Raw genomic sequence first — 19,912 nt, forward strand, 5'->3', positions numbered from 1 at the left:
CCGGAGACCATGCCGGAGACATCAGCGGCTGTGGTGAACGGTGGACCACAAACTGGTTATAACCATCGTAGTCGGAGACGCGCAGTTCATACGGGAACTGGCCGCCGTTAGTCTGCACAACGTAGGCAATACGGGTACGGAAGGCGCCCTTAATAGAGGTCAGCTTCTCGAATACCGCATCGCTGGCGGTGTGAGCCGCATAGCGCAGGTACTGTTTAGTCACCTTATAAGAGTTCTGCGCCAGAATCGTCCCCGGAGCACCGCCGGTATCAACCAACTGGTAAGCCACGTTGTACGATCCGTCAGGGTTCCCGGTCACCTGACCGACAACCACCGCATCAATACCCAGCGCAGACCACGCCGCAGGTTGAACCTCTTGTGCCGTCCCCGGTTGCTGAGGCAGACGCGAGCGATCCAGTGGGTTGAACTTACCGCTGTTACGCAAGTCAGCCGCTACGACACCGCCAATATCTTCAGGCGCAGCACCCGGCCCTGCCCACTGGAACGGTACAACACCGATCGGGCGCGCCGAGTCCACCCCCTGGGTGATCTCGATACGTACTTCTGCGTGCAGCACCGCCGCCCACAGCATTAAAAAACCAAACGCTACTCGTAATGCCTGCTTCATCATATCTCCCTTATCCGGACGGAAAGCCCACGATAATTTAGCAGAATGTTAACAAACTCAAATACACAAAACTACCAAAACCCGGCCTCAGCCCTGGATTGTGTTTCCCCCGCTCACGCGGGGAAACACATCACTGCGGTTTGAAGTCCAGTGGCGCATTTTTGAACGTCTCATACACAGCCTGAGAAGGCGGTTTCGGGAACTTGCTCATCCGGCTGGTTGCCGCCAGCATCTGCTGACAGAAAGCAGGATCGCCCCCCTCCGACTTCACGCTCAATAACGTCCCGTCCTGAGCCAGGTTCACGCGTAACGTACATGTTTTACCTTTGTACGTGTCCCAGTCATAGAGATGCCCTTTAATCGCCGCCTGAACCTGCGAAATATAACTGGCAATCTCAGCCTGAGACGCGCCCCCCTGCCCAGGTTTACTTCCTTTAGCAGGAGATGAGCCTCCATTGCTACCGCTGGTGTTACCTTTAGGCGCATTCTTACCTGAACTCAGATCGCCGAGCAGGTCGTCAACGCCATCCGCATCTTTCGCTGCCGCGGCTTTTTTCGCGGCGGCGGCTTTGGCTGCGGCGGCCTTAGCGGCAGCAGCCTTGGCGGCTTTATCGGCTGCGGCTTTTTCCGCTGCAGCGGCTTTCGCTGCGGCAGCTTTTTCCGCTTTCTCCGCGGCGGCTTTCTCTGCTGCGGCGGCCTTTTCTGCTGCCGCTTTCTCAGAGGCTGCTTTTTGCGCCGCTGCTTTTTCTGCTGCTTTCTCAGCGGCTTTTTCCGCAGCAGCTTTCTCAGCCGCTGCCTGCTTCGCGGCTTCCTGCTGGGCTTTCTTCTCAGCCTGCTGCTGCGCTTTCTTCGCTGCCTCGGCTTCGGCTTTCTTCTGGGCATCCGCTGCGGCTTTCGCCGCTTCAGCTTCCGCCTGTTTCTTCGCATCGGCTGCGGCTTTCGCTGCCGCAGCTTCCGCTGCTTTAGCCTGCGCATCTGCCTTCGCTTTCGCGTCAGCAGCGGCTTTTGCTGCCGCTTCCTGTGCTTCTTTCGCCTGAGAATCCGCTTTGGCTTTCGCCGCTGCCGCCGCTTTCGCCGCCGCTTCTTCAGCCAGCTTCTGCTCTTCCTTCGCTTGCTTAGCCGCTTCCTGCGCCTGCAGACGATCCTGCTCAAGCTGCTTCAGACGCTCCTGCTCGGCGGCCTGCTTTTCACGCAGTTCTTCAGCCTGCTGCTGAGCCTGCTTTTCGCGCTGCTCGGCGGCGCGGCGCGAGCTGGCCTGCTGCTGCTGTTGGCGGTTGTAATTATTCACCACCGCCCCAGGATCAACCATCACCGCATCAATGGAAGAACCTCCGCCGCCACCGGCTGAGGCATCCAGATGCTCATCGAACGAACTCCAGATCAGCAGCGCGATCAGAATGATGTGCAGCGCGACTGAAACTATGATCGCTCGTTTAAGCTTGTCGTTTTGTTCGGTTGCCTTTGACACTATCGGTTCCCAAAAACTGTTCGCCTGTCCCCGCTACTCTCGCCGGCCACGAGTCTGTTATTCTCGCAGCCAGCGGTCCGGCGGGCGCACATATCCGAAGCGATTAAATAGGCTTGGTCATTAAGCCAACCGATTTAACCCCTGCGCTATGCAACAGGTTAAGCGCTTTAATAATTTCATCGTAAGGTACGTCTTTCGCACCGCCGATCAGGAACACCGTTTTCTCGTTCGCTTCGAGGCGGCGTTTCGCTTCGGCAACAACCTGCTCTGGCGGCAGCTGCGACAGCGTCTCCGGACCCACTTTTACGCTGTACTGCCCGACTCCGGAAACTTCAACAATCACCGGCGGCTCATCATTACTTTTGACCGCTTGTGATTCCGTCGCATCCGGCAGGTCGACCTCTACGCTCTGCGTAATGATCGGCGCGGTCGCCATAAAGATCAGCAACAGCACCAACAAGACATCCAGCAGCGGAACGATGTTGATCTCGGACTTCAGTTCGCGACGTCCGCGTCCACGTGCTCTGGCCATGGCTTACCCCTTATTGCTTTCGCTGCTGGTAAACGCCTGACGGTGCAGAATCGCGGTGAACTCTTCCATAAAGTTGTCATAGTTCAGTTCAAGTTTGTTCACACGCTGGTTCAAACGGTTGTAGGCCATAACCGCCGGAATTGCCGCAAACAGACCGATTGCCGTGGCGATCAGCGCTTCTGCGATACCCGGAGCAACCATCTGCAGAGTAGCCTGTTTCACCGCACCGAGTGCGATAAAAGCGTGCATGATCCCCCAGACGGTACCGAACAGACCGATATACGGGCTGATGGAACCCACGGTTCCAAGGAACGGAATGTGCGTTTCCAGCGTCTCGATCTCACGGTTCATCGAGATGCGCATGGCGCGCGACGCCCCTTCAACCACCGCTTCTGGCGCATGGCTGTTTGCGCGATGCAGACGAGCAAACTCTTTGAAACCGCTGTAGAAAATTTGTTCCGACCCCACCAGGTTATCGCGACGCCCCTGGCTCTCCTGATACAGGCGAGAAAGCTCAATGCCCGACCAGAACTTGTCTTCAAAGGCTTCCGCTTCGCGGCTTGCCGTGTTGAGGATGCGCGTTCTCTGAATAATAATGGCCCAGGAAGCGATAGAAAAACCAATCAAAATCAACATGATAAGTTTAACCAGAAGGCTCGCCTTCAGGAACAAATCAAGGATATTCATGTCAGTCACTGCTTAAACTCCGCGACAATAGACTTGGGAAGCGCACGAGGCTTCATTAAGAGTGGATCAACGCACACAATGAGAACCTCAGCTTCGTTCAAAACTGTATTCTCTGCGTTGACGATTCGCTGCGTGAAAACCAAAGAGGTACCTCTCATCGAGGTGATTTCCGTCTGGATTTCGAGCATGTCGTCGAGTCTGGCGGGCGCAAAATATTCCAGCGTCATTTTGCGAACCACGAAGGCAACTCGCTCAGCCAGCAAAACCTGCTGACTGAAGTGGTGGTGGCGCAGCATCTCTGTGCGTGCTCTTTCATAAAAAGCGACGTAACTGGCGTGGTAAACCACACCACCGGCATCGGTATCTTCATAGTAGACACGAACCGGCCATCGAAACAGCGTTGTATTCACTTTACATCCCGGTAATGCAAAAAAAGATTAGTGCTTTCAAACTTCGCTACTATACGCGCGGGGAACGTGGTTTGGAATGGGGGAAAGTAAACAGCGAGTAAATTTTTATGGGCTTATGCAAGCCCATGAGGTTAACAGAGTTCTCTTATTCTCTTCTCTTTCAAAAGAAGAAAAAAAACAGCCCCGTGATGAGTACAATATCAGCGATAAGTGGACAAAAAATCCCTTGCCAGTGAATGGCCTGCGGGCGAAAGCCCACGCCGTGGATAACCCCGGCGCACACGGCCCACATCAGCAGGAAGCCGTGCCAGATCTCCAGCTCGCTGGTCTTTGCCGCAAAGCGCGACGGATCCCAGAAAATGCAGCCGGCCAGCAGCAGTGCCATCAATAAGGAAAGCGCCCTTAACGGGCGCTTATCCATTATCGCATACAGCGTTGCGATAATTTTACTCATCGGTGTTCTTCTTTACCTGCTTTGGTGCTTTCCACGTGCTCAAGCGCTAACGCGGTGATAACCCCAAAGGCACAGGCAAGAAGCGTTCCCAAAATCCATGCGAAATACCACATATCTAGCTCCTTACCTTAATACAACGAGTGGGTGTTCTTTTCGATGTCTTCGCGGGTAATGCGACCGAACATCTTCCAGTAACACCAGGTGGTGTAGCCCAGAATAATCGGCACGAAGACAATCGCCACGTAGGTCATCAGGTTCAGCGTTCTTTGGCTGGAGGTTGAATCCCACATGGTCAGGCTAACGTTCATCATCGTGCTGGACGGCATGATGAACGGGAACATCGCAATCCCGGCGGTCAGAATGATGCAGGCCAGCGTCAGAGAAGAGAAGATAAACGCCAGAGCGCCCTTCTCCATCCGCGAAGTCAGGATAGTCAGCAGCGGCAATACTACGCCCAGTGCCGGGATAGCCCACAGCGAAGGCATATTATTGAAGTTCACCAACCATGCACCAGCCTGACGAGTCACTTCTTTAGTCAGCGGGTTAGATGGCGCAGAGTGGTCGATAGCCGAGGTGACCACATAACCGTCGATCCCGTATACCACCCAGACACCGGCCAGCAGGAAGCAAACCAGCGTCACCAGTGCCGCAACCTGAGAGGTCGCGCGAGCACGCAGGTGCAGCTCACCCACGGTACGCATCTGCAGGTAGGTAGCCCCCTGCGTCAGAATCATCGCCACGCTAACAATACCGGCCAGCAGACCAAACGGGTTCAGCAGCTGGAAGAAATTGCCGGTGTAGTACAGACGCATATATTCATCCATATGGAACGGTACGCCCTGCAGCAGGTTACCGAACGCGACGCCAATCACCAGCGGCGGTACGAAGCTACCGATGAAGATGCCCCAGTCCCACATGTTGCGCCAGCGGGTGTCTTCAATCTTCGAGCGGTAGTCAAAACCAACCGGACGGAAGAACAAAGAGGCCAGCACCAGAATCATCGCCACATAGAAGCCGGAGAACGCGGCGGCATAGACCGTCGGCCAGGCAGCAAACAGCGCGCCGCCGGCGGTGATCAGCCACACCTGGTTTCCGTCCCAGTGCGGAGCGATGGAGTTAATCATGATTCGACGCTCGGTGTCATTACGACCGAGGAAACGGGTGAGCATGCCCACCCCCATGTCGAAGCCATCGGTGACGGCGAAACCAATCAGCAGAACACCGATCAGTAGCCACCAGATAAAACGCAATACTTCATAATCGATCATTTGACGACTCCTGTCTTAGCGTGCCGGCTGAGTAGTCGTGGAAGACTGCTCGTAGTGGTAGCGACCGGTTTTCAGGCTGCTTGGTCCACGGCGTGCGAATTTGAACATCAGATACAGCTCCGCGACCAGGAACAGGGTGTACAGACCGCAAATCAGCAGCATCGAGAAGATCAGGTCGCCCGCGGTCAGGGACGAGTTGGCTACCGCAGTAGGCAGTACCTCACCTATCGCCCACGGCTGACGACCATATTCCGCTACGAACCAACCGGACTCGATAGCGATCCACGGCAGAGGAATTGCGTACAGCGCAATGCGCAGCAGCCATTTCTTCTCGCCAATCTGGTTACGAATAACGGTCCAGAACGATGCCGCGATGATACCGAGCATCAGGATGCCGCAGGCCACCATGATACGGAACGCGAAGTACAGCGGCGCAACGCGAGGAATAGAGTCTTTCGTCGCCATAGCAATCTGCGCTTCCGTCGCGTCAGAGACGTTCGGGGTATAGCGTTTCAGCAGCAGACCGTAGCCCAGATCTTTCTTCACGTTGTTGAATTCATCACGTACAGCCTGATCGGTTGAGCCTGCGCGCAGCTCTTCCAGCAGGGTGTAAGCTTTCATCCCGTTACGAATACGCGCTTCGTGCTGTGCCAGCAGGTCTTTCAGACCAATAACCGGCGTGTCCACGGAACGAGTGGCAATAATACCCAACGCATAAGGAATCTGGATGGCGAAGTGGTTGGTTTGCGCATCCTGGTCCGGAATACCAAACAGGGTAAAGGCAGCCGGAGCTGGCTGGGTTTCCCATTCGGCTTCGATGGCCGCAAGTTTAGTTTTCTGCACGTCACCCATTTCGTAACCGGATTCATCACCGAGTACGATAACGGAGAGAATCGCCGCCATACCGAAGCTGGCAGCAATGGCAAAGGAGCGTTTAGCGAAAGCGAAGTCGCGACCGCGCAGCATATAGTAGGAGCTGATACCCAGAACGAACATCGCGCCGCAGACGTAGCCGGATGCGACGGTATGGACAAATTTCACCTGAGCAACCGGGTTCAGAACCAGTTCGGAGAAACTGACCATCTCCATACGCATGGTTTCAAAGTTGAAATCCGAGGCGATCGGGTTTTGCATCCAGCCGTTGGCCACGAGGATCCACAATGCAGACAAGTTGGAACCCAGTGCCACCAGCCAGGTCACCGCCATGTGCTGAACTTTGCCCAGACGATCCCAACCGAAGAAGAACAGACCTACAAAGGTAGATTCGAGGAAGAAGGCCATCAGACCTTCAATGGCCAGAGGCGCACCGAAGATATCGCCCACGTAGTGAGAGTAATAAGACCAGTTTGTCCCGAACTGGAACTCCATGGTCAACCCGGTTGCTACACCCAGCGCAAAGTTGATACCAAACAACTTGCCCCAGAATTTGGTCATATCTTTATAAATCTGTTTGCCGGAAAGGACGTAAACCGTTTCCATGATGGCCAGCAGGAACGCCATACCGAGCGTCAGTGGCACAAAAAGGAAGTGGTACATCGCGGTCAAGGCAAACTGTAAGCGCGACAGTTCGACTATATCTAACATCATGACTCCTTGCTCATCGCATGAAGACTCCGAGAATGAACCCTGCACACCGGGTTCATACGCATGCCCCAATACAAAATAACTTGCTTCCCGCTTCGTTACCGTTTCGTCGCCAGATGAAACAGCTCCTCGCAAAGGTTACAAATACGTTAACGAAAAACCCAATTGATTCCCCAATATATTACGCCGCAATAACCTTACAATAAACAGGATTTTATTGAATCCGTTTTACATTTACGACGGTGATCAATATATAGCGAAAATGCCTGAATTAGGCCAATTTGATTGGCGACAATTTAACGTTTTTTTGTGGTTTTTTCCAAGCTTTAAGTATTGATATAAATCAATTTTTCTCACCCATGTTAATTATGTATCCCAACAAAGAATAATGGTGAAAGTAATGTTAAATATATGTTTAAAGCATGCCAGTAATGGTTACTAAAAAGAGAGATATGAGAAGTATAGGTAATATGATTTAACTTTAAGGCGTATCGTGTGAAAAAAAATAGCGATCTGATTAATGTTAGACGCTTCACAGTATTTTTTCCTGATAGACAGCATCAATTAAATCATCATTTTTATCTTTTCATTTTCTGGCAAAAAATAGCAGTGAGAATCATTCCCTCCCCTGCCGAAAATAGCTTGTTATTATTTATGAAAAAAAGGTGTTAAATCAATACAATAGAAATGGTTTTTCTCAATAACTGCGGTCTGCCACGGCAAAACCAGGTCGCGGCCCCTCTTGAAACGGTGGCCAAAACAGGCATAAAAAAGGCCACCTGACGGTGGCCAACCATGTCGAAATCGGACATTTAACTGCTCAGCTTGAGCAGAGAGGGTTTACTTAATGATTGATTTCAGCGCTTCGCCGATATCCGCGAGGCTACGAACGGTTTTCACGCCCGCCGCTTCCAGCGCAGCAAATTTCTCATCAGCCGTGCCTTTACCGCCTGCAATAATGGCGCCCGCGTGGCCCATACGCTTGCCTTTCGGCGCGGTCACACCGGCGATGTAACCGACAACCGGCTTGGTGACGTGATCTTTGATGTAGGCAGCCGCTTCTTCTTCCGCGCTACCGCCGATCTCACCGATCATTACGATCGCTTCGGTCTGCGGATCTTCCTCGAACAGTTTCAGGATGTCGATGAAGTTAGAGCCCGGGATCGGGTCGCCGCCGATACCGACACAGGTAGACTGGCCGAAACCGTAATCGGTGGTCTGCTTAACCGCTTCATAGGTCAGCGTACCGGAACGGGAAACGATACCCACTTTACCCGGCTGATGAATGTGGCCCGGCATGATGCCGATTTTGCAAGCGCCTGGGGTGATAACGCCCGGGCAGTTCGGGCCGATCATCCGCACGCCTGCTTCATCCAGCTTCACTTTCACCGTCAGCATATCCAGCGTCGGAATACCCTCGGTGATGGTAATGATAAGCTTAATGCCGGCATCGATAGCTTCCAGAATGGAGTCTTTGCAGAACGGCGCCGGAACGTAGATAACGGTCGCGGTCGCGCCGGTCGCTTCAACGGCTTCGCGTACGGTGTTGAACACCGGCAGACCCAGGTGAGTGGTGCCGCCTTTGCCTGGCGTAACGCCGCCGACCATTTGGGTACCGTAAGCAATTGCTTGTTCAGAGTGGAAAGTCCCCTGGCTACCGGTGAAGCCCTGGCAGATAACCTTGGTGTTTTTATCAATTAAAATGGACATTATTTCCCCTCCACTGCGGCAACAACCTGCTGTGCTGCGTCCGTCAGACTTTTCGCTGCAATAATATTCAGGCCGCTGTCAGCCAGTTTCTTCGCGCCCAGTTCGGCGTTGTTCCCTTCCAGACGTACGACAACCGGTACGTTTACGCCAACTTCTGCTACCGCGCCGATGATGCCGTCAGCGATCAGGTCGCAACGAACGATACCGCCGAAGATGTTAACCAGTACGGCTTTAACATTGCTGTCGGAAAGAATGATTTTGAACGCTTCAGTCACGCGCTCTTTGGTTGCGCCGCCGCCAACGTCGAGGAAGTTAGCCGGTTCGCCGCCGTGCAGCTTAACGATGTCCATGGTGCCCATTGCCAGGCCCGCGCCGTTAACCATACAACCGATGTTGCCGTCCAGCGCAACGTAGTTCAGCTCCCACTGCGCAGCCTGCGCTTCACGCGGGTCTTCCTGAGACTGGTCGCGCATTTCACGCAGATCCGGCTGGCGGAACAGCGCATTGCCATCGGCGCCCAGTTTGCCGTCGAGGCAGATCAGATCGCCCTGCTTAGTGATAACCAGCGGGTTAATTTCGATCAGCGCCAGGTCGCGCTCCAGGAAGATGGTCGCCAGACCCATAAAGATTTTGGTGAACTGCTGAACCTGCTTACCTTCCAGACCCAGTTTGAACGCCAGCTCACGACCCTGGTAAGGCATCGGGCCTGCCAGCGGATCGATCGCAATTTTGTGGATCAGGTGCGGGGTTTCTTCCGCCACTTTTTCGATTTCCACGCCGCCTTCGGTGGAGGCCATGAACACGACGCGACGGGAGCTACGGTCAACAACCGCACCCAGATACAGCTCTTTGGCGATATCTGTCGCTGCTTCAACCAGAATCTGGTTAACCGGCTGGCCGTTGGCGTCTGTCTGGTAGGTCACAAGGCGTTTGCCCAGCCAGTGCTCAGCAAATGCGCGAATGTCTTCTTTACTGTTAACTACTTTCACACCGCCCGCTTTACCGCGGCCACCAGCGTGAACCTGACATTTCACTACCCACGGACCCGCGCCGATTTTTGATGCGGCTTCTTCTGCTTCGCGCGGAGTAGTACAGGCATAACCCACCGGCGCCGGTAAGCCATAGCGGGCAAACAGTTGTTTTGCCTGATATTCATGTAAGTTCATGTGTTCAGTCCATCCTTCAGGGAATAATTATCTTTAAACCTGTAGGCCTGATAAGACGCGGCTGCGTCGCCATCAGGCATCTCATCAACGCCGGATGGCGGCGTAAACGCCTTATCCGGCCTACGGTAGGTAATACTCTTGCTGACTACACGTCCAGCAGCAGACGAGTCGGGTCTTCCAGCAGCTCTTTGATAGCAACCAGGAAGCCTACCGATTCACGTCCATCGATCAGACGGTGGTCGTAAGAGAGCGCCAGGTACATCATTGGCAGAATTTCTACCTTACCATTGACCGCCATCGGGCGATCTTTAATGGCATGCATACCCAGAATCGCGCTCTGCGGTGGGTTGATGATTGGCGTGGACATCAGAGAACCGAATACGCCGCCGTTGGTAATGGTGAAGTTACCGCCGGTCAGGTCATCTACGGTCAGCTTGCCGTCACGGCCTTTCACTGCCAGCTCTTTAATATTCTTTTCGATATCCGCCATGCCCAGCAGGTCAACATCACGCAGAACCGGAGTCACCAGACCGCGCGGCGTAGAGACCGCCATGCTGACGTCGAAGTAGTTGTGATACACCACATCATCGCCATCGATAGAGGCGTTCACTTCCGGATAGCGTTTCAGCGCTTCAACCACGGCTTTCACGTAGAAGGACATAAAGCCCAGACGGATACCGTGACGTTTTTCGAAGGCATCGCCGTACTGCTTACGCAGATCCATAATCGGCTTCATGTTGACTTCGTTGAAGGTCGTCAGCATGGCGGTGGAGTTCTTCGCTTCCAGCAGACGCTCGGCAACGCGTTTGCGCAGGCGGGTCATCGGAACGCGTTTTTCAGAACGGTGGCCCAGTTGTGCAACCGGTGCTGCCGCTGCGGCAGGTGCTTTGGCTTCGGCTTTAGCCGGTGCCGCCGCCAGATGTTTCTCCACATCTTCACGGGTCAGGCGGCCGCCGACGCCGGTGCCTTTGATGGCAGCCGCATCGAGGTTGTGTTCAGCCAGCAGACGGCGAATCGCCGGGCTGAGGGCATCATTGCTCTGCTCTTCCAGAGACGCCTGCTGACGCTGAGCCGGGGTAGACTCTTTCGCATCGGCTTTCGCCGCGGACTCTTTACCCGCGCTGTTGCCTTCACGCAGGCGACCGAGGATCTGGCGAGAAAGTACGGTGGCACCTTCGTCTTCCAGCACTGCATCCAGAATGCCGTCCGCTGAAGCCGGTACTTCCAGTACCACTTTGTCAGTTTCGATTTCCACCAGCACTTCATCACGCTGGACGCTATCGCCCGGTTTTTTATGCCAGGTCGCAACCGTCGCGTCAGCTACGGACTCAGGCAGATCGGGAACCAGAATATCTACGCTACTCATTATGTATCCTTTAATTAATCGACGTTCAGCGCGTCATTGACCAGATCTTGTTGCTGTTTCTGGTGAACGGACATATACCCTACCGCCGGAGAGGCGGAGGCCGGGCGGCCTGCGTAACGCAGAGAGGCCCCAAACGGAATCACTTCGCGGAAGTGATGCTGGCTGCAGTACCACGCGCCCTGGTTGAGCGGTTCTTCCTGGCACCAGACAAAATCATGCACGTGAGCGTAAGGCTTCAGCGCTTCCTGTACCGCCTGATGCGGGAACGGATAGAGCTGCTCTATACGCACGATAGCGACATCTTTTTGGTCGTTCTTACGGCGTTGTTCCAGCAGATCGTAATAAACCTTACCAGAGCACAGGACAACACGCTTCACCGCTTTCGGGTCGAGATCATCAATTTCACCGATGGCCGGCAGGAAGGTGCCGTTCGCCAGTTCGTCCAGGCTGGAGACCGCCAGCGGATGACGCAGCAGAGATTTCGGCGACATCACCACCAGCGGACGACGCATACCGCGCAGCGCCTGACGACGCAGCATGTGGTAAACCTGAGCCGGAGTTGATGGCACACAAACCTGCATATTCTGCTCAGCGCACAGCTGCAGATAGCGTTCCAGACGCGCGGAGGAGTGCTCCGGGCCCTGGCCTTCGTAGCCGTGCGGCAGCAGCATGACCAGACCACACATCCGGCCCCACTTCTGCTCGCCGGAGCTGATGAACTGATCGATCACCACCTGAGCGCCGTTAGCAAAGTCACCAAACTGCGCTTCCCAGATAGTCAGGGTGCGCGGTTCCGCAGTGGCGTAGCCGTATTCGAACGCCAGCACCGCTTCTTCAGACAGCACGGAGTCCCAGACTTTGAAATGCTCCTGGCCGTTATGCACATGCTGCAGCGGGGTGTAGGTCGAGCCGTTCACCTGGTTATGAATCACGGAATGGCGGTGGAAGAAGGTACCGCGGCCGGAGTCTTCACCGGAGAGACGAATCGGAATACCTTCATCAACCAGCGTGGCGTAGGCCAGGTTTTCCGCCGCGCCCCAGTCGAACAGCTTCTCGCCGGCAGCCATCGCCTGGCGATCGCCATAAATCTTCGCCACACGAGACTGCATTTCAATACTGTCCGGCACGGTGCTGATGCGTTTAGCCAGCTCCTGCAGACGTTTCATCTCGACTTTACTCGGGTAGCTCTCATCCCACTCGTGGTTGAGGTACGGCGACCAGGTAAAGGAGTGCAGATTCATCGGACGCCATTCCTCAACCACGCATTCGCCGGCATCCAGCGCATCACGATAGAGGTTAACCAGTTCGGTCGCATCTTCCAGGGTCGACACTTTGTCCTGCTCAAGTTTGTCGGCGTAGATTTTGCGCGGAGTCGGATGTTTTTTGATTTTCTGATACATCAGCGGCTGCGTTGCGCTCGGCTCGTCGGCTTCGTTATGGCCGTGACGGCGGTAGCACACCAGGTCGATGAAGACATCGCGTTTGAAGGTATTACGGAAATCCAGCGCCAGGCGGGTAACGAAAGCAACGGCTTCCGGGTCATCCGCGTTCACGTGGAAGATCGGCGCCTGAACCATTTTACCGATATCGGTGCAGTATGGCGTGGAGCGCGCATCCAGCGGGTTCGAGGTGGTGAAGCCCACCTGGTTGTTGATAACGATACGTACGGTACCGCCCACTTCGTAGCCACGCGCCTTGGACATGTTCAGGGTTTCCTGAACCACGCCCTGACCCGTCACCGCGGCGTCGCCGTGGATAGTAATCGGCAGCACTTTATTGCTGCTCGGCTCGTCGAGGCGATCGAGACGCGCGCGAACCGACCCGATAACCACCGGGCTGACGATTTCGAGGTGCGACGGGTTAAACGCCAGCGCCAGGTGCACCAGGCCGCCTTCGGTTTCCATGTCAGAAGAGAAGCCCATGTGGTACTTCACGTCACCGGTGCCGAGGTGTTCTTTATGCTTGCCGGCGAATTCGTCGAACAGATCCTGCGGTTTTTTACCCAGAACGTTAACCAGCACGTTCAGACGACCGCGGTGCGCCATGCCGAGCACCACTTCACGGGTGCCGCTTTTGCCTGCGTGACGGATCATCTCTTTGAGCATCGGGATCAGCGCATCGCCGCCTTCCAGCGAGAAGCGTTTGGCGCCCGGGAATTTCGCGCCGAGGTAACGTTCCAGGCCTTCGGCTGCTGTCAGCTCGGTCAGGAAACGTTTCTTCTCGTCAGCGGTAAAGCTGGCTTTCCCTGCTACCGACTCAATACGCTGCTGAATCCAGCGTTTTTCTTCGGTAGAGGTGATGTGCATGTATTCCGCGCCGATAGCGCCGCAGTAGGTTTGTTTGAGCGCGGCAATCAGCTCGCCCAGTTTCATCGTATCTTTGCCGATAGCAAATGAACCTACGTTATAGCTTTCCTGGAAATCGGCCTCGGTCAGATCGTGGTATGCAGGATCGAGATCCGCCACTCTCTCTTGCTTCCACAGTCCCAGCGGATCGAGATTCGCATGCTGGTGACCACGGAAGCGATATGCGTTGATGAGCTGCAGGACTTTAACCTGCTTCACATTGGTATCAGGGTCGGAAATCGAAGAAGTGTAACGTGAGGCATCCTTCGCCAGTCGACGGAAATAATCACGCGTTTTCGAATGAAATTGATCCGGTTTGACTCCGGTGCCAGGTAACTGCTGGAACATAGAACGCCAGTTGGCGTCAACAGAGTCAGGATCGGTTAAGAAGTCTTCATAGAGCTGTTCTATCCAGCTCTGGTTCGAACCAGAGAGGTAAGAAGAGTCCAGCCAGGCTTTCATTGCGCCGTTCTGCATCGTGATCCCTTAAGCATTTATATGCTTATTTCGCCGTAGAAACTACCACGCACAGCAAGTGTACGTGCCGGGGTTCACTTGTTGCGGACGAGTTGTGGCTTCTGCGTCCGCGAAGGAACCTTTAAAAACTGCCATTAATCTTCGGCGTTCAGGCTGCGGTTGCGTTAGCTGCCTTCACTTACCCCGGTCACATAGTTCACTCTGCTCCCGGGGATGCGTTCAGTTGCCGCCTTACCTCGCGCTGAACGCCTTGATTACTGGTACATATTTGGCGGTTTTTAAAGATTTCCTGCCATCCCCTTCATACTTCAAGTTACATGTGCGTTGCCTTCCCTCACTCACCCCAGTCACTTACTTGAGTAAGCTCCTGGGGATTCGCGGCGTCGCCGCCTTCCTGTAACTCGAATTATTTAGGGTATTCATTTCCCGGCGGCGCGAACGCTGCCGGGGCTACTGCTTCGGGTAGCCCGGATAAGCGATAGCGCCATCCGGGACAGACCGGGTTACTTACGCACTACGTTGCAGCAGCATCGACTTAATATGGCCGATGGCGCGCGTCGGGTTAAGCCCCTTCGGACATACACTGACGCAGTTCATGATGCTGTGACAGCGGAATACGCTGAAAGCATCGCTTAACCCTTCGAGACGGCTGTCGGTTTCGGTATCGCGACTGTCAATCAGGAAACGATACGCCGCCAGCAGACCTGCCGGGCCGATAAACTTGTCCGGGTTCCACCAGAACGACGGGCAAGAGGTTGAACAACATGCGCAAAGAATACACTCGTACAGACCGTCGAGTTTTTCGCGCTGCTCTGGCTTCTGCAGATGCTCGCGAGCCGGAGGATTTTGCCCATTATTCAACAAGTAAGGCTTAATCTTCTCATATTGTGCATAGAATTGCCCCATGTCTACAACCAAATCGCGGATAACCGGCAAACCGGGCAGCGGACGGATGACAATTTTCTTACCCGGCTGATTCAGCGCGGAGATCGGCGTGATACACGCCAGACCGTTTTTACCGTTCATGTTCAGACCATCGGAGCCACAGACCCCTTCACGGCAGGAACGACGAAATGAGAGCGACGGGTCTTTTTCTTTCAGCTGCATCAGGGCATCCAGCAGCATCATGTCACGACCTTCTTCCGCTTCGAGGGTGTAATCCTGCATGCGCGGAGCATCGTCAACGTCCGGGTTATAACGATAAATTGAAAACTCTAGTTTCATTTTCCTGTCTCCGCATTAATAAGTACGAATCTTCGGCGGGAATGCCGGACGCAGTTTCGGTTCCATGTTGACGCTACGACGCGTCATGGATTCCGACTCTGGCAGATACAGGGAATGGCACAGCCAGTTTTCGTCATCACGATCCGGGAAGTCGAAGCGGCTATGCGCGCCGCGGCTTTCGGTACGGAAGTTTGCAGAAACCGCGGTGGCATAGGCAGTTTCCATCAGGTTATCCAGCTCCAGGCACTCAACGCGCTGGGTGTTGAACTCGCTGGAGGTGTCATCCAGGCGCGCATTTTTCAGGCGCTCGCGGATCGCTTTCAGCTGCTCAAGCCCTTTGGCCATCGCATCGCCTTCGCGGAATACCGAGAAGTTATGCTGCATACACTCTTGCAGCGCTTTGCGGATTTCCACCGGATCTTCACCGTTACGGTTACCGTTCCAGCGGTTCAGACGCTCAAGGGACGCGTCGATTTCGGCTTCGGTAGCGTCAAGCAGATCGCCCTGCTCGGCAATCGACTCCTGCAGATGCAGACCGACCGCACGACCGAACACCACCAGGTCAAGCAGGGAGTTGCCGCCCAGACGGTTGGCACCGTGGACTGATACGCAGGCAATTTCGCCGACGGCGAACAGGCCAGGAATCACCACGTCTTCGCCCTGCTCGTTCACGGTCAGCGCCTGACCGGTCACTTTGGTCGGAATACCGCCCATCATGTAGTGGCAGGTTGGGATAACCGGAATCGGCTCTTTCACCGGGTCGACGTGGGCGAAGGTACGCGAAAGCTCCAGGATACCCGGCAGACGGGATTCCAGAACCTCTTTACCCAGATGGTCCAGTTTCAGCTTCGCATGCGGGCCCCACGGGCCGTCACAGCCGCGACCTTCACGGATTTCGATCATGATGGAACGCGCCACCACGTCACGACCCGCCAGGTCTTTCGCATTCGGGGCATAACGCTCCATAAAGCGCTCGCCGTGTTTATTCAGCAGATAACCGCCTTCACCGCGGCAGCCTTCTGTCACCAGAACGCCCGCACCGGCGATACCGGTCGGGTGGAACTGCCACATTTCCATATCCTGCACCGGCACGCCGGCGCGAATCGCCATACCGACGCCGTCACCGGTGTTGATGTGGGCGTTAGTTGTAGACTGGTAGATACGGCCTGCGCCGCCGGTTGCCAGCACGGTCGCACGCGCTTTGAAGTAAACCACTTCACCGGTCTCGATGCACAATGCGGTACAACCGACCACCGCGCCATCGGCGTTTTTCACCAGATCCAGCGCATACCACTCGGAGAAAATGGTGGTGTGGTTTTTCAGGTTCTGCTGATAAAGGGTATGCAGCAGCGCGTGACCGGTACGGTCAGCCGCCGCAGCGGTACGTGCCGCCTGTTCGCCGCCGAAGTTTTTCGACTGGCCGCCAAACGGACGCTGATAAATGGTGCCATTCTCCAGGCGGGAGAACGGCAGACCCATATGGTCAAGCTCCAGAATCGCTTCCGGGCCGGTCTTACACATATATTCGATGGCGTCCTGGTCACCGATATAATCGGAGCCCTTCACCGTGTCATACATATGCCATTCCCAGTTATCTTCATGGGTATTACCGAGCGCCACGGTGATGCCACCCTGCGCGGAAACGGTATGGGAACGGGTAGGGAACACTTTAGAGAGCAGCGCACAGGTCTGGCCGCTCTGGGAAATTTGCAGCGCCGCGCGCATACCTGCGCCACCGGCACCAATCACAACTGCATCAAATTCTCTGACAGGCAATTTCATCACACACCCCACACCACAACAAATCCATAAAGAACGTAAGCCACCAGCGCAACAACGATAACCAGTTGCAGAATTAAGCGTACAGCCAGCGGTTTAACGTAGTCCGTCAACACCTGCCACATCCCGATCCAGGCGTGAATCAGAATGGAAACGAGGGCTAACAGGGTGAAGACTTTAGTGAATGCGGAGGAGAAAAAGCCCGTCCAGACTTCCCAGGAAATTTCACCGGTGGTGGCAAAAAAGCCGACCATGTAGATGATGTAAAGGGTCAGAACGATGGCGGTAGCACGAACCAGAATGAAGTCATGTACGCCGTTGCGTCCCAGTGCTGAGGCGTTGCTTACCATACGAGGACTCCTGCGAGAAGTGAAAGCACGACAGTAATAACAAAAGAGATCTTAGCGGAGCGTGTCCCTACTTCGAGGGTTTCTTCCAGGTAGCCAAAATCCATCAACAGGTGGCGGATACCGACAACGGCGTGGTATGCCAGCGCGGTCAGGATGCCCCACATGATGAACTTCACAAAGAAGCTATCCATGATGGAAGACGCAACGAGGAAACCTTCTGGAGAGGAAAGGCTGGTGCCCAGCAACCAAAGCAGAATCCCGACCGCCACGAAGGTGATCACACCGGAAACGCGATGGAGAATGGACGCTATCGCTGTGATTGGGAACCGGATCGTTTGCAGATCCAGATTGACAGGTCTTTGTTTTTTCACATTTCTTACCATGAATAACGCCCACATGCTGTTCTTATTGTTTCCTTCCTCCGGTCTGCTTGCGGGTCAGACAGCGTCCTTTCTATAACCTGTGGTCATGATAAAACCCCTTTTCAAGAGCTAAAACGTGACCAGACAACGCTGGGTGGCTCGGGATTGCAGGGTGTTCCGGAGACCTGGCGGCAGTATAGGCCGTTCACAAAATCATTACAATTAACCTACATATAGTTTGTCGGGTTTTGTCCGGAACAGTGATCGATGTCACGATAACAACATTATTTTAAATTTTAATCACCTGATTTGACAAATATTAAACATTCTTGTTACAACCATTACCAGATAAATGCAATAATGCTCAAAAGTTATGGGGTCACTCTTTCACCTGAGAATAAGTTATGCAACAGTGTGATGGTATTGACCGATGTAATCAGGACAGTTATTAGTGGTATACAGATTTTTAAATTCGGACTGCTAAAACGCTGATTTGCTGCTGTTTCGTCGTAGGCTGAAGACGTACCATCAAGCGCCTTTGCTCTGTACCCTGCAATTTCCGCTGACGCAGAGCTGTGTGCAACATAACAAACTGGTAACGTAGTCAGGCACGGGCCGAAGGCAAATCCACACCCGGCAGTCTTACGCAATAAAGGCGCTAAGGAGACCATAAATGTCTGATGCTAAAGCAAAAATCACCCTAGGCGGTGATACTGCTATTGAACTGGATGTGCTAAAGGGCACGCTCGGTCAGGATGTTATTGATATTCGTAGTCTTGGATCAAAAGGCGTATTCACCTTTGACCCTGGTTTCACTTCCACCGCATCCTGTGAATCTAAAATCACGTTTATCGATGGTGATGAAGGTATCCTGCTCCACCGTGGTTTCCCGATCGATCAGTTAGCGACCGAGTCCAACTACCTCGAAGTGTGCTACATCCTGCTGAACGGTGAAAAGCCGAACCAGGAACAGTACAACGAATTCAAGACCATCGTTACCCGCCATACCATGATCCACGAGCAGATTACCCGTCTGTTCCACGCGTTTCGCCGTGACTCCCACCCGATGGCGGTCATGTGCGGTATCACCGGCGCGCTGGCCGCGTTCTATCACGACTCCCTGGATGTCAACAATCCACGCCACCGTGAAATCGCCGCCTATCGCCTGCTGTCCAAAATGCCGACAATGGCAGCAATGTGTTACAAATATTCAATCGGCCAGCCTTTCGTTTATCCGCGCAATGACCTCTCCTACGCGGGCAACTTCCTGAATATGATGTTCTCCACGCCGTGTGAAACCTACGAGGTTAACCCGGTACTGGAACGCGCCATGGACCGTATTCTGATCCTGCACGCTGACCACGAACAGAACGCATCCACCTCCACCGTCCGTACCGCAGGTTCTTCTGGCGCGAATCCGTTCGCCTGTATCGCTGCGGGCATCGCCTCCCTGTGGGGACCGGCGCACGGTGGCGCGAACGAAGCTGCGCTGAAGATGCTGGAAGAGATCAGTTCCGTTGAGCACATTCCGGAATTTGTCCGTCGCGCGAAAGACAAAAACGACTCTTTCCGTCTGATGGGCTTCGGCCACCGCGTGTACAAAAACTACGACCCGCGCGCCACCGTGATGCGTGAAACCTGCCATGAAGTGCTGAAAGAACTGGGCACCAAAGACGATCTGCTGGAAGTGGCCATGGAACTTGAGCACATCGCGCTCAACGACCCGTACTTCATCGAGAAGAAACTCTACCCGAACGTCGATTTCTACTCCGGTATCATTCTGAAAGCGATGGGCATTCCGTCCTCCATGTTTACCGTTATCTTCGCGATGGCGCGTACCGTAGGCTGGATTGCTCACTGGAACGAAATGCACAGCGACGGCATGAAAATCGCGCGTCCGCGTCAGCTGTATACCGGCTACGAAAAACGCGACTTCAAATCCGACGTGGCCAAAAGCTAAGTTCGATCCTGAAGACAAAAAACGCGCCTGCGGGCGCGTTTTTTATTGTTAACAACGTGCATTCTGCCGGAATTAACCGGCGGCGTTTCGCTTGTGCAGGCCGACAAAAGCGGGTCGATAGCGCAGCCGCTTGCACGAGTCA

At 54.3% G+C, this 19,912-nt stretch carries 18 protein-coding genes and 1 pseudogene; 2 read left to right on the top strand and 17 right to left on the bottom strand.

Annotation, left to right across the window (positions count from 1 at the left end):
- From GRPL_RS03550 to sdhC, 17 genes and pseudogenes are all read right to left on the bottom strand, one after another.
- Window positions 1-628: pseudogene (locus tag GRPL_RS03550) on the bottom strand (Tol-Pal system protein TolB); the annotation flags it as partial.
- A gap of 130 nt (window positions 629-758) precedes the next feature.
- Window positions 759-2,096 (bottom strand): cell envelope integrity protein TolA, encoded by a 1,338-nt coding sequence (gene tolA, locus GRPL_RS03545; RefSeq protein WP_032700556.1) that lies wholly within the window; start codon window positions 2,094-2,096, stop codon window positions 759-761.
- A gap of 103 nt (window positions 2,097-2,199) precedes the next feature.
- The gene (tolR, locus tag GRPL_RS03540) at window positions 2,200-2,628 is read right to left on the bottom strand and encodes a colicin uptake protein TolR (protein WP_032688791.1); all 429 of its coding nucleotides are present in this window, start codon (window positions 2,626-2,628) and stop codon (window positions 2,200-2,202) included.
- 3 nt (window positions 2,629-2,631) lie between these two features.
- Window positions 2,632-3,324 (bottom strand): Tol-Pal system protein TolQ, encoded by a 693-nt coding sequence (tolQ, locus tag GRPL_RS03535; RefSeq protein ID WP_004859692.1) that lies wholly within the window; start codon window positions 3,322-3,324, stop codon window positions 2,632-2,634.
- A complete protein-coding gene (gene ybgC, locus GRPL_RS03530; RefSeq protein ID WP_004859689.1) occupies window positions 3,321-3,725 on the bottom strand; it encodes a tol-pal system-associated acyl-CoA thioesterase in 405 nt (134 codons plus the stop codon). Before ybgC ends, tolQ begins: the two co-directional genes overlap by 4 nt.
- A gap of 160 nt (window positions 3,726-3,885) precedes the next feature.
- Window positions 3,886-4,179, bottom strand: coding sequence for a cyd operon protein YbgE (gene ybgE / locus GRPL_RS03525; RefSeq protein WP_032697724.1), 294 nt, complete (start codon window positions 4,177-4,179; stop codon window positions 3,886-3,888).
- Window positions 4,176-4,292 (bottom strand): cytochrome bd-I oxidase subunit CydX, encoded by a 117-nt coding sequence (cydX, locus tag GRPL_RS27235; protein WP_072010706.1) that lies wholly within the window; start codon window positions 4,290-4,292, stop codon window positions 4,176-4,178. Before cydX ends, ybgE begins: the two co-directional genes overlap by 4 nt.
- Before the next feature lie 15 nt (window positions 4,293-4,307).
- Window positions 4,308-5,447, bottom strand: coding sequence for a cytochrome d ubiquinol oxidase subunit II (gene cydB / locus GRPL_RS03520; RefSeq protein WP_032688794.1), 1,140 nt, complete (start codon window positions 5,445-5,447; stop codon window positions 4,308-4,310).
- Between the two features lie 15 nt (window positions 5,448-5,462).
- Window positions 5,463-7,031 (bottom strand): cytochrome ubiquinol oxidase subunit I, encoded by a 1,569-nt coding sequence (gene cydA / locus GRPL_RS03515; RefSeq protein ID WP_032688796.1) that lies wholly within the window; start codon window positions 7,029-7,031, stop codon window positions 5,463-5,465.
- Window positions 7,032-7,871: 840 nt separating this feature from the next.
- Window positions 7,872-8,741 carry a succinate--CoA ligase subunit alpha gene (gene sucD / locus GRPL_RS03510; RefSeq protein ID WP_032688797.1) on the bottom strand — a complete coding sequence of 290 codons (870 nt, stop codon included), beginning with the start codon at window positions 8,739-8,741 and terminating at the stop codon, window positions 7,872-7,874.
- On the bottom strand, window positions 8,741-9,907 hold the full coding sequence (gene sucC, locus GRPL_RS03505) for an ADP-forming succinate--CoA ligase subunit beta (RefSeq protein ID WP_004859677.1): 1,167 nt from the start codon (window positions 9,905-9,907) through the stop codon (window positions 8,741-8,743). Before sucC ends, sucD begins: the two co-directional genes overlap by 1 nt.
- A 145-nt stretch (window positions 9,908-10,052) precedes the next feature.
- The gene (gene odhB, locus GRPL_RS03500; protein ID WP_032688799.1) at window positions 10,053-11,273 is read right to left on the bottom strand and encodes a 2-oxoglutarate dehydrogenase complex dihydrolipoyllysine-residue succinyltransferase; all 1,221 of its coding nucleotides are present in this window, start codon (window positions 11,271-11,273) and stop codon (window positions 10,053-10,055) included.
- Window positions 11,274-11,287: 14 nt separating this feature from the next.
- Window positions 11,288-14,095, bottom strand: coding sequence for a 2-oxoglutarate dehydrogenase E1 component (sucA, locus tag GRPL_RS03495; RefSeq protein WP_004859672.1), 2,808 nt, complete (start codon window positions 14,093-14,095; stop codon window positions 11,288-11,290).
- A gap of 507 nt (window positions 14,096-14,602) precedes the next feature.
- Window positions 14,603-15,319 carry a succinate dehydrogenase iron-sulfur subunit SdhB gene (sdhB, locus tag GRPL_RS03490; protein WP_004859670.1) on the bottom strand — a complete coding sequence of 239 codons (717 nt, stop codon included), beginning with the start codon at window positions 15,317-15,319 and terminating at the stop codon, window positions 14,603-14,605.
- 15 nt (window positions 15,320-15,334) lie between these two features.
- On the bottom strand, window positions 15,335-17,101 hold the full coding sequence (gene sdhA, locus GRPL_RS03485; protein WP_004859668.1) for a succinate dehydrogenase flavoprotein subunit: 1,767 nt from the start codon (window positions 17,099-17,101) through the stop codon (window positions 15,335-15,337).
- Window positions 17,101-17,448, bottom strand: coding sequence for a succinate dehydrogenase membrane anchor subunit (gene sdhD / locus GRPL_RS03480; RefSeq protein ID WP_004859665.1), 348 nt, complete (start codon window positions 17,446-17,448; stop codon window positions 17,101-17,103). The genes sdhA and sdhD overlap by 1 nt, the downstream gene beginning before the upstream one ends.
- Complete coding sequence (gene sdhC / locus GRPL_RS03475) at window positions 17,442-17,846, bottom strand: succinate dehydrogenase cytochrome b556 subunit (protein WP_004859662.1); 405 nt, start codon at window positions 17,844-17,846, stop codon at window positions 17,442-17,444. Before sdhC ends, sdhD begins: the two co-directional genes overlap by 7 nt.
- Window positions 17,847-18,170: 324 nt before the next feature.
- Between sdhC and GRPL_RS28615 the strand changes: the two genes are divergently transcribed.
- Together GRPL_RS28615 and GRPL_RS03470 are read left to right on the top strand one after the other, a co-directional pair.
- Window positions 18,171-18,302, top strand: a complete 132-nt coding sequence (locus GRPL_RS28615) for a hypothetical protein (protein ID WP_418325369.1) — start codon at window positions 18,171-18,173, stop codon at window positions 18,300-18,302.
- 181 nt (window positions 18,303-18,483) lie between these two features.
- Complete coding sequence (locus tag GRPL_RS03470; protein WP_032688800.1) at window positions 18,484-19,770, top strand: citrate synthase; 1,287 nt, start codon at window positions 18,484-18,486, stop codon at window positions 19,768-19,770.
- The last annotated feature ends 142 nt before the right edge of the window (window positions 19,771-19,912 follow it).

It is taken from the genome of Klebsiella planticola ATCC 33531 (assembly GCF_000735435.1).
Taxonomy (GTDB): domain Bacteria; phylum Pseudomonadota; class Gammaproteobacteria; order Enterobacterales; family Enterobacteriaceae; genus Klebsiella; species Klebsiella planticola.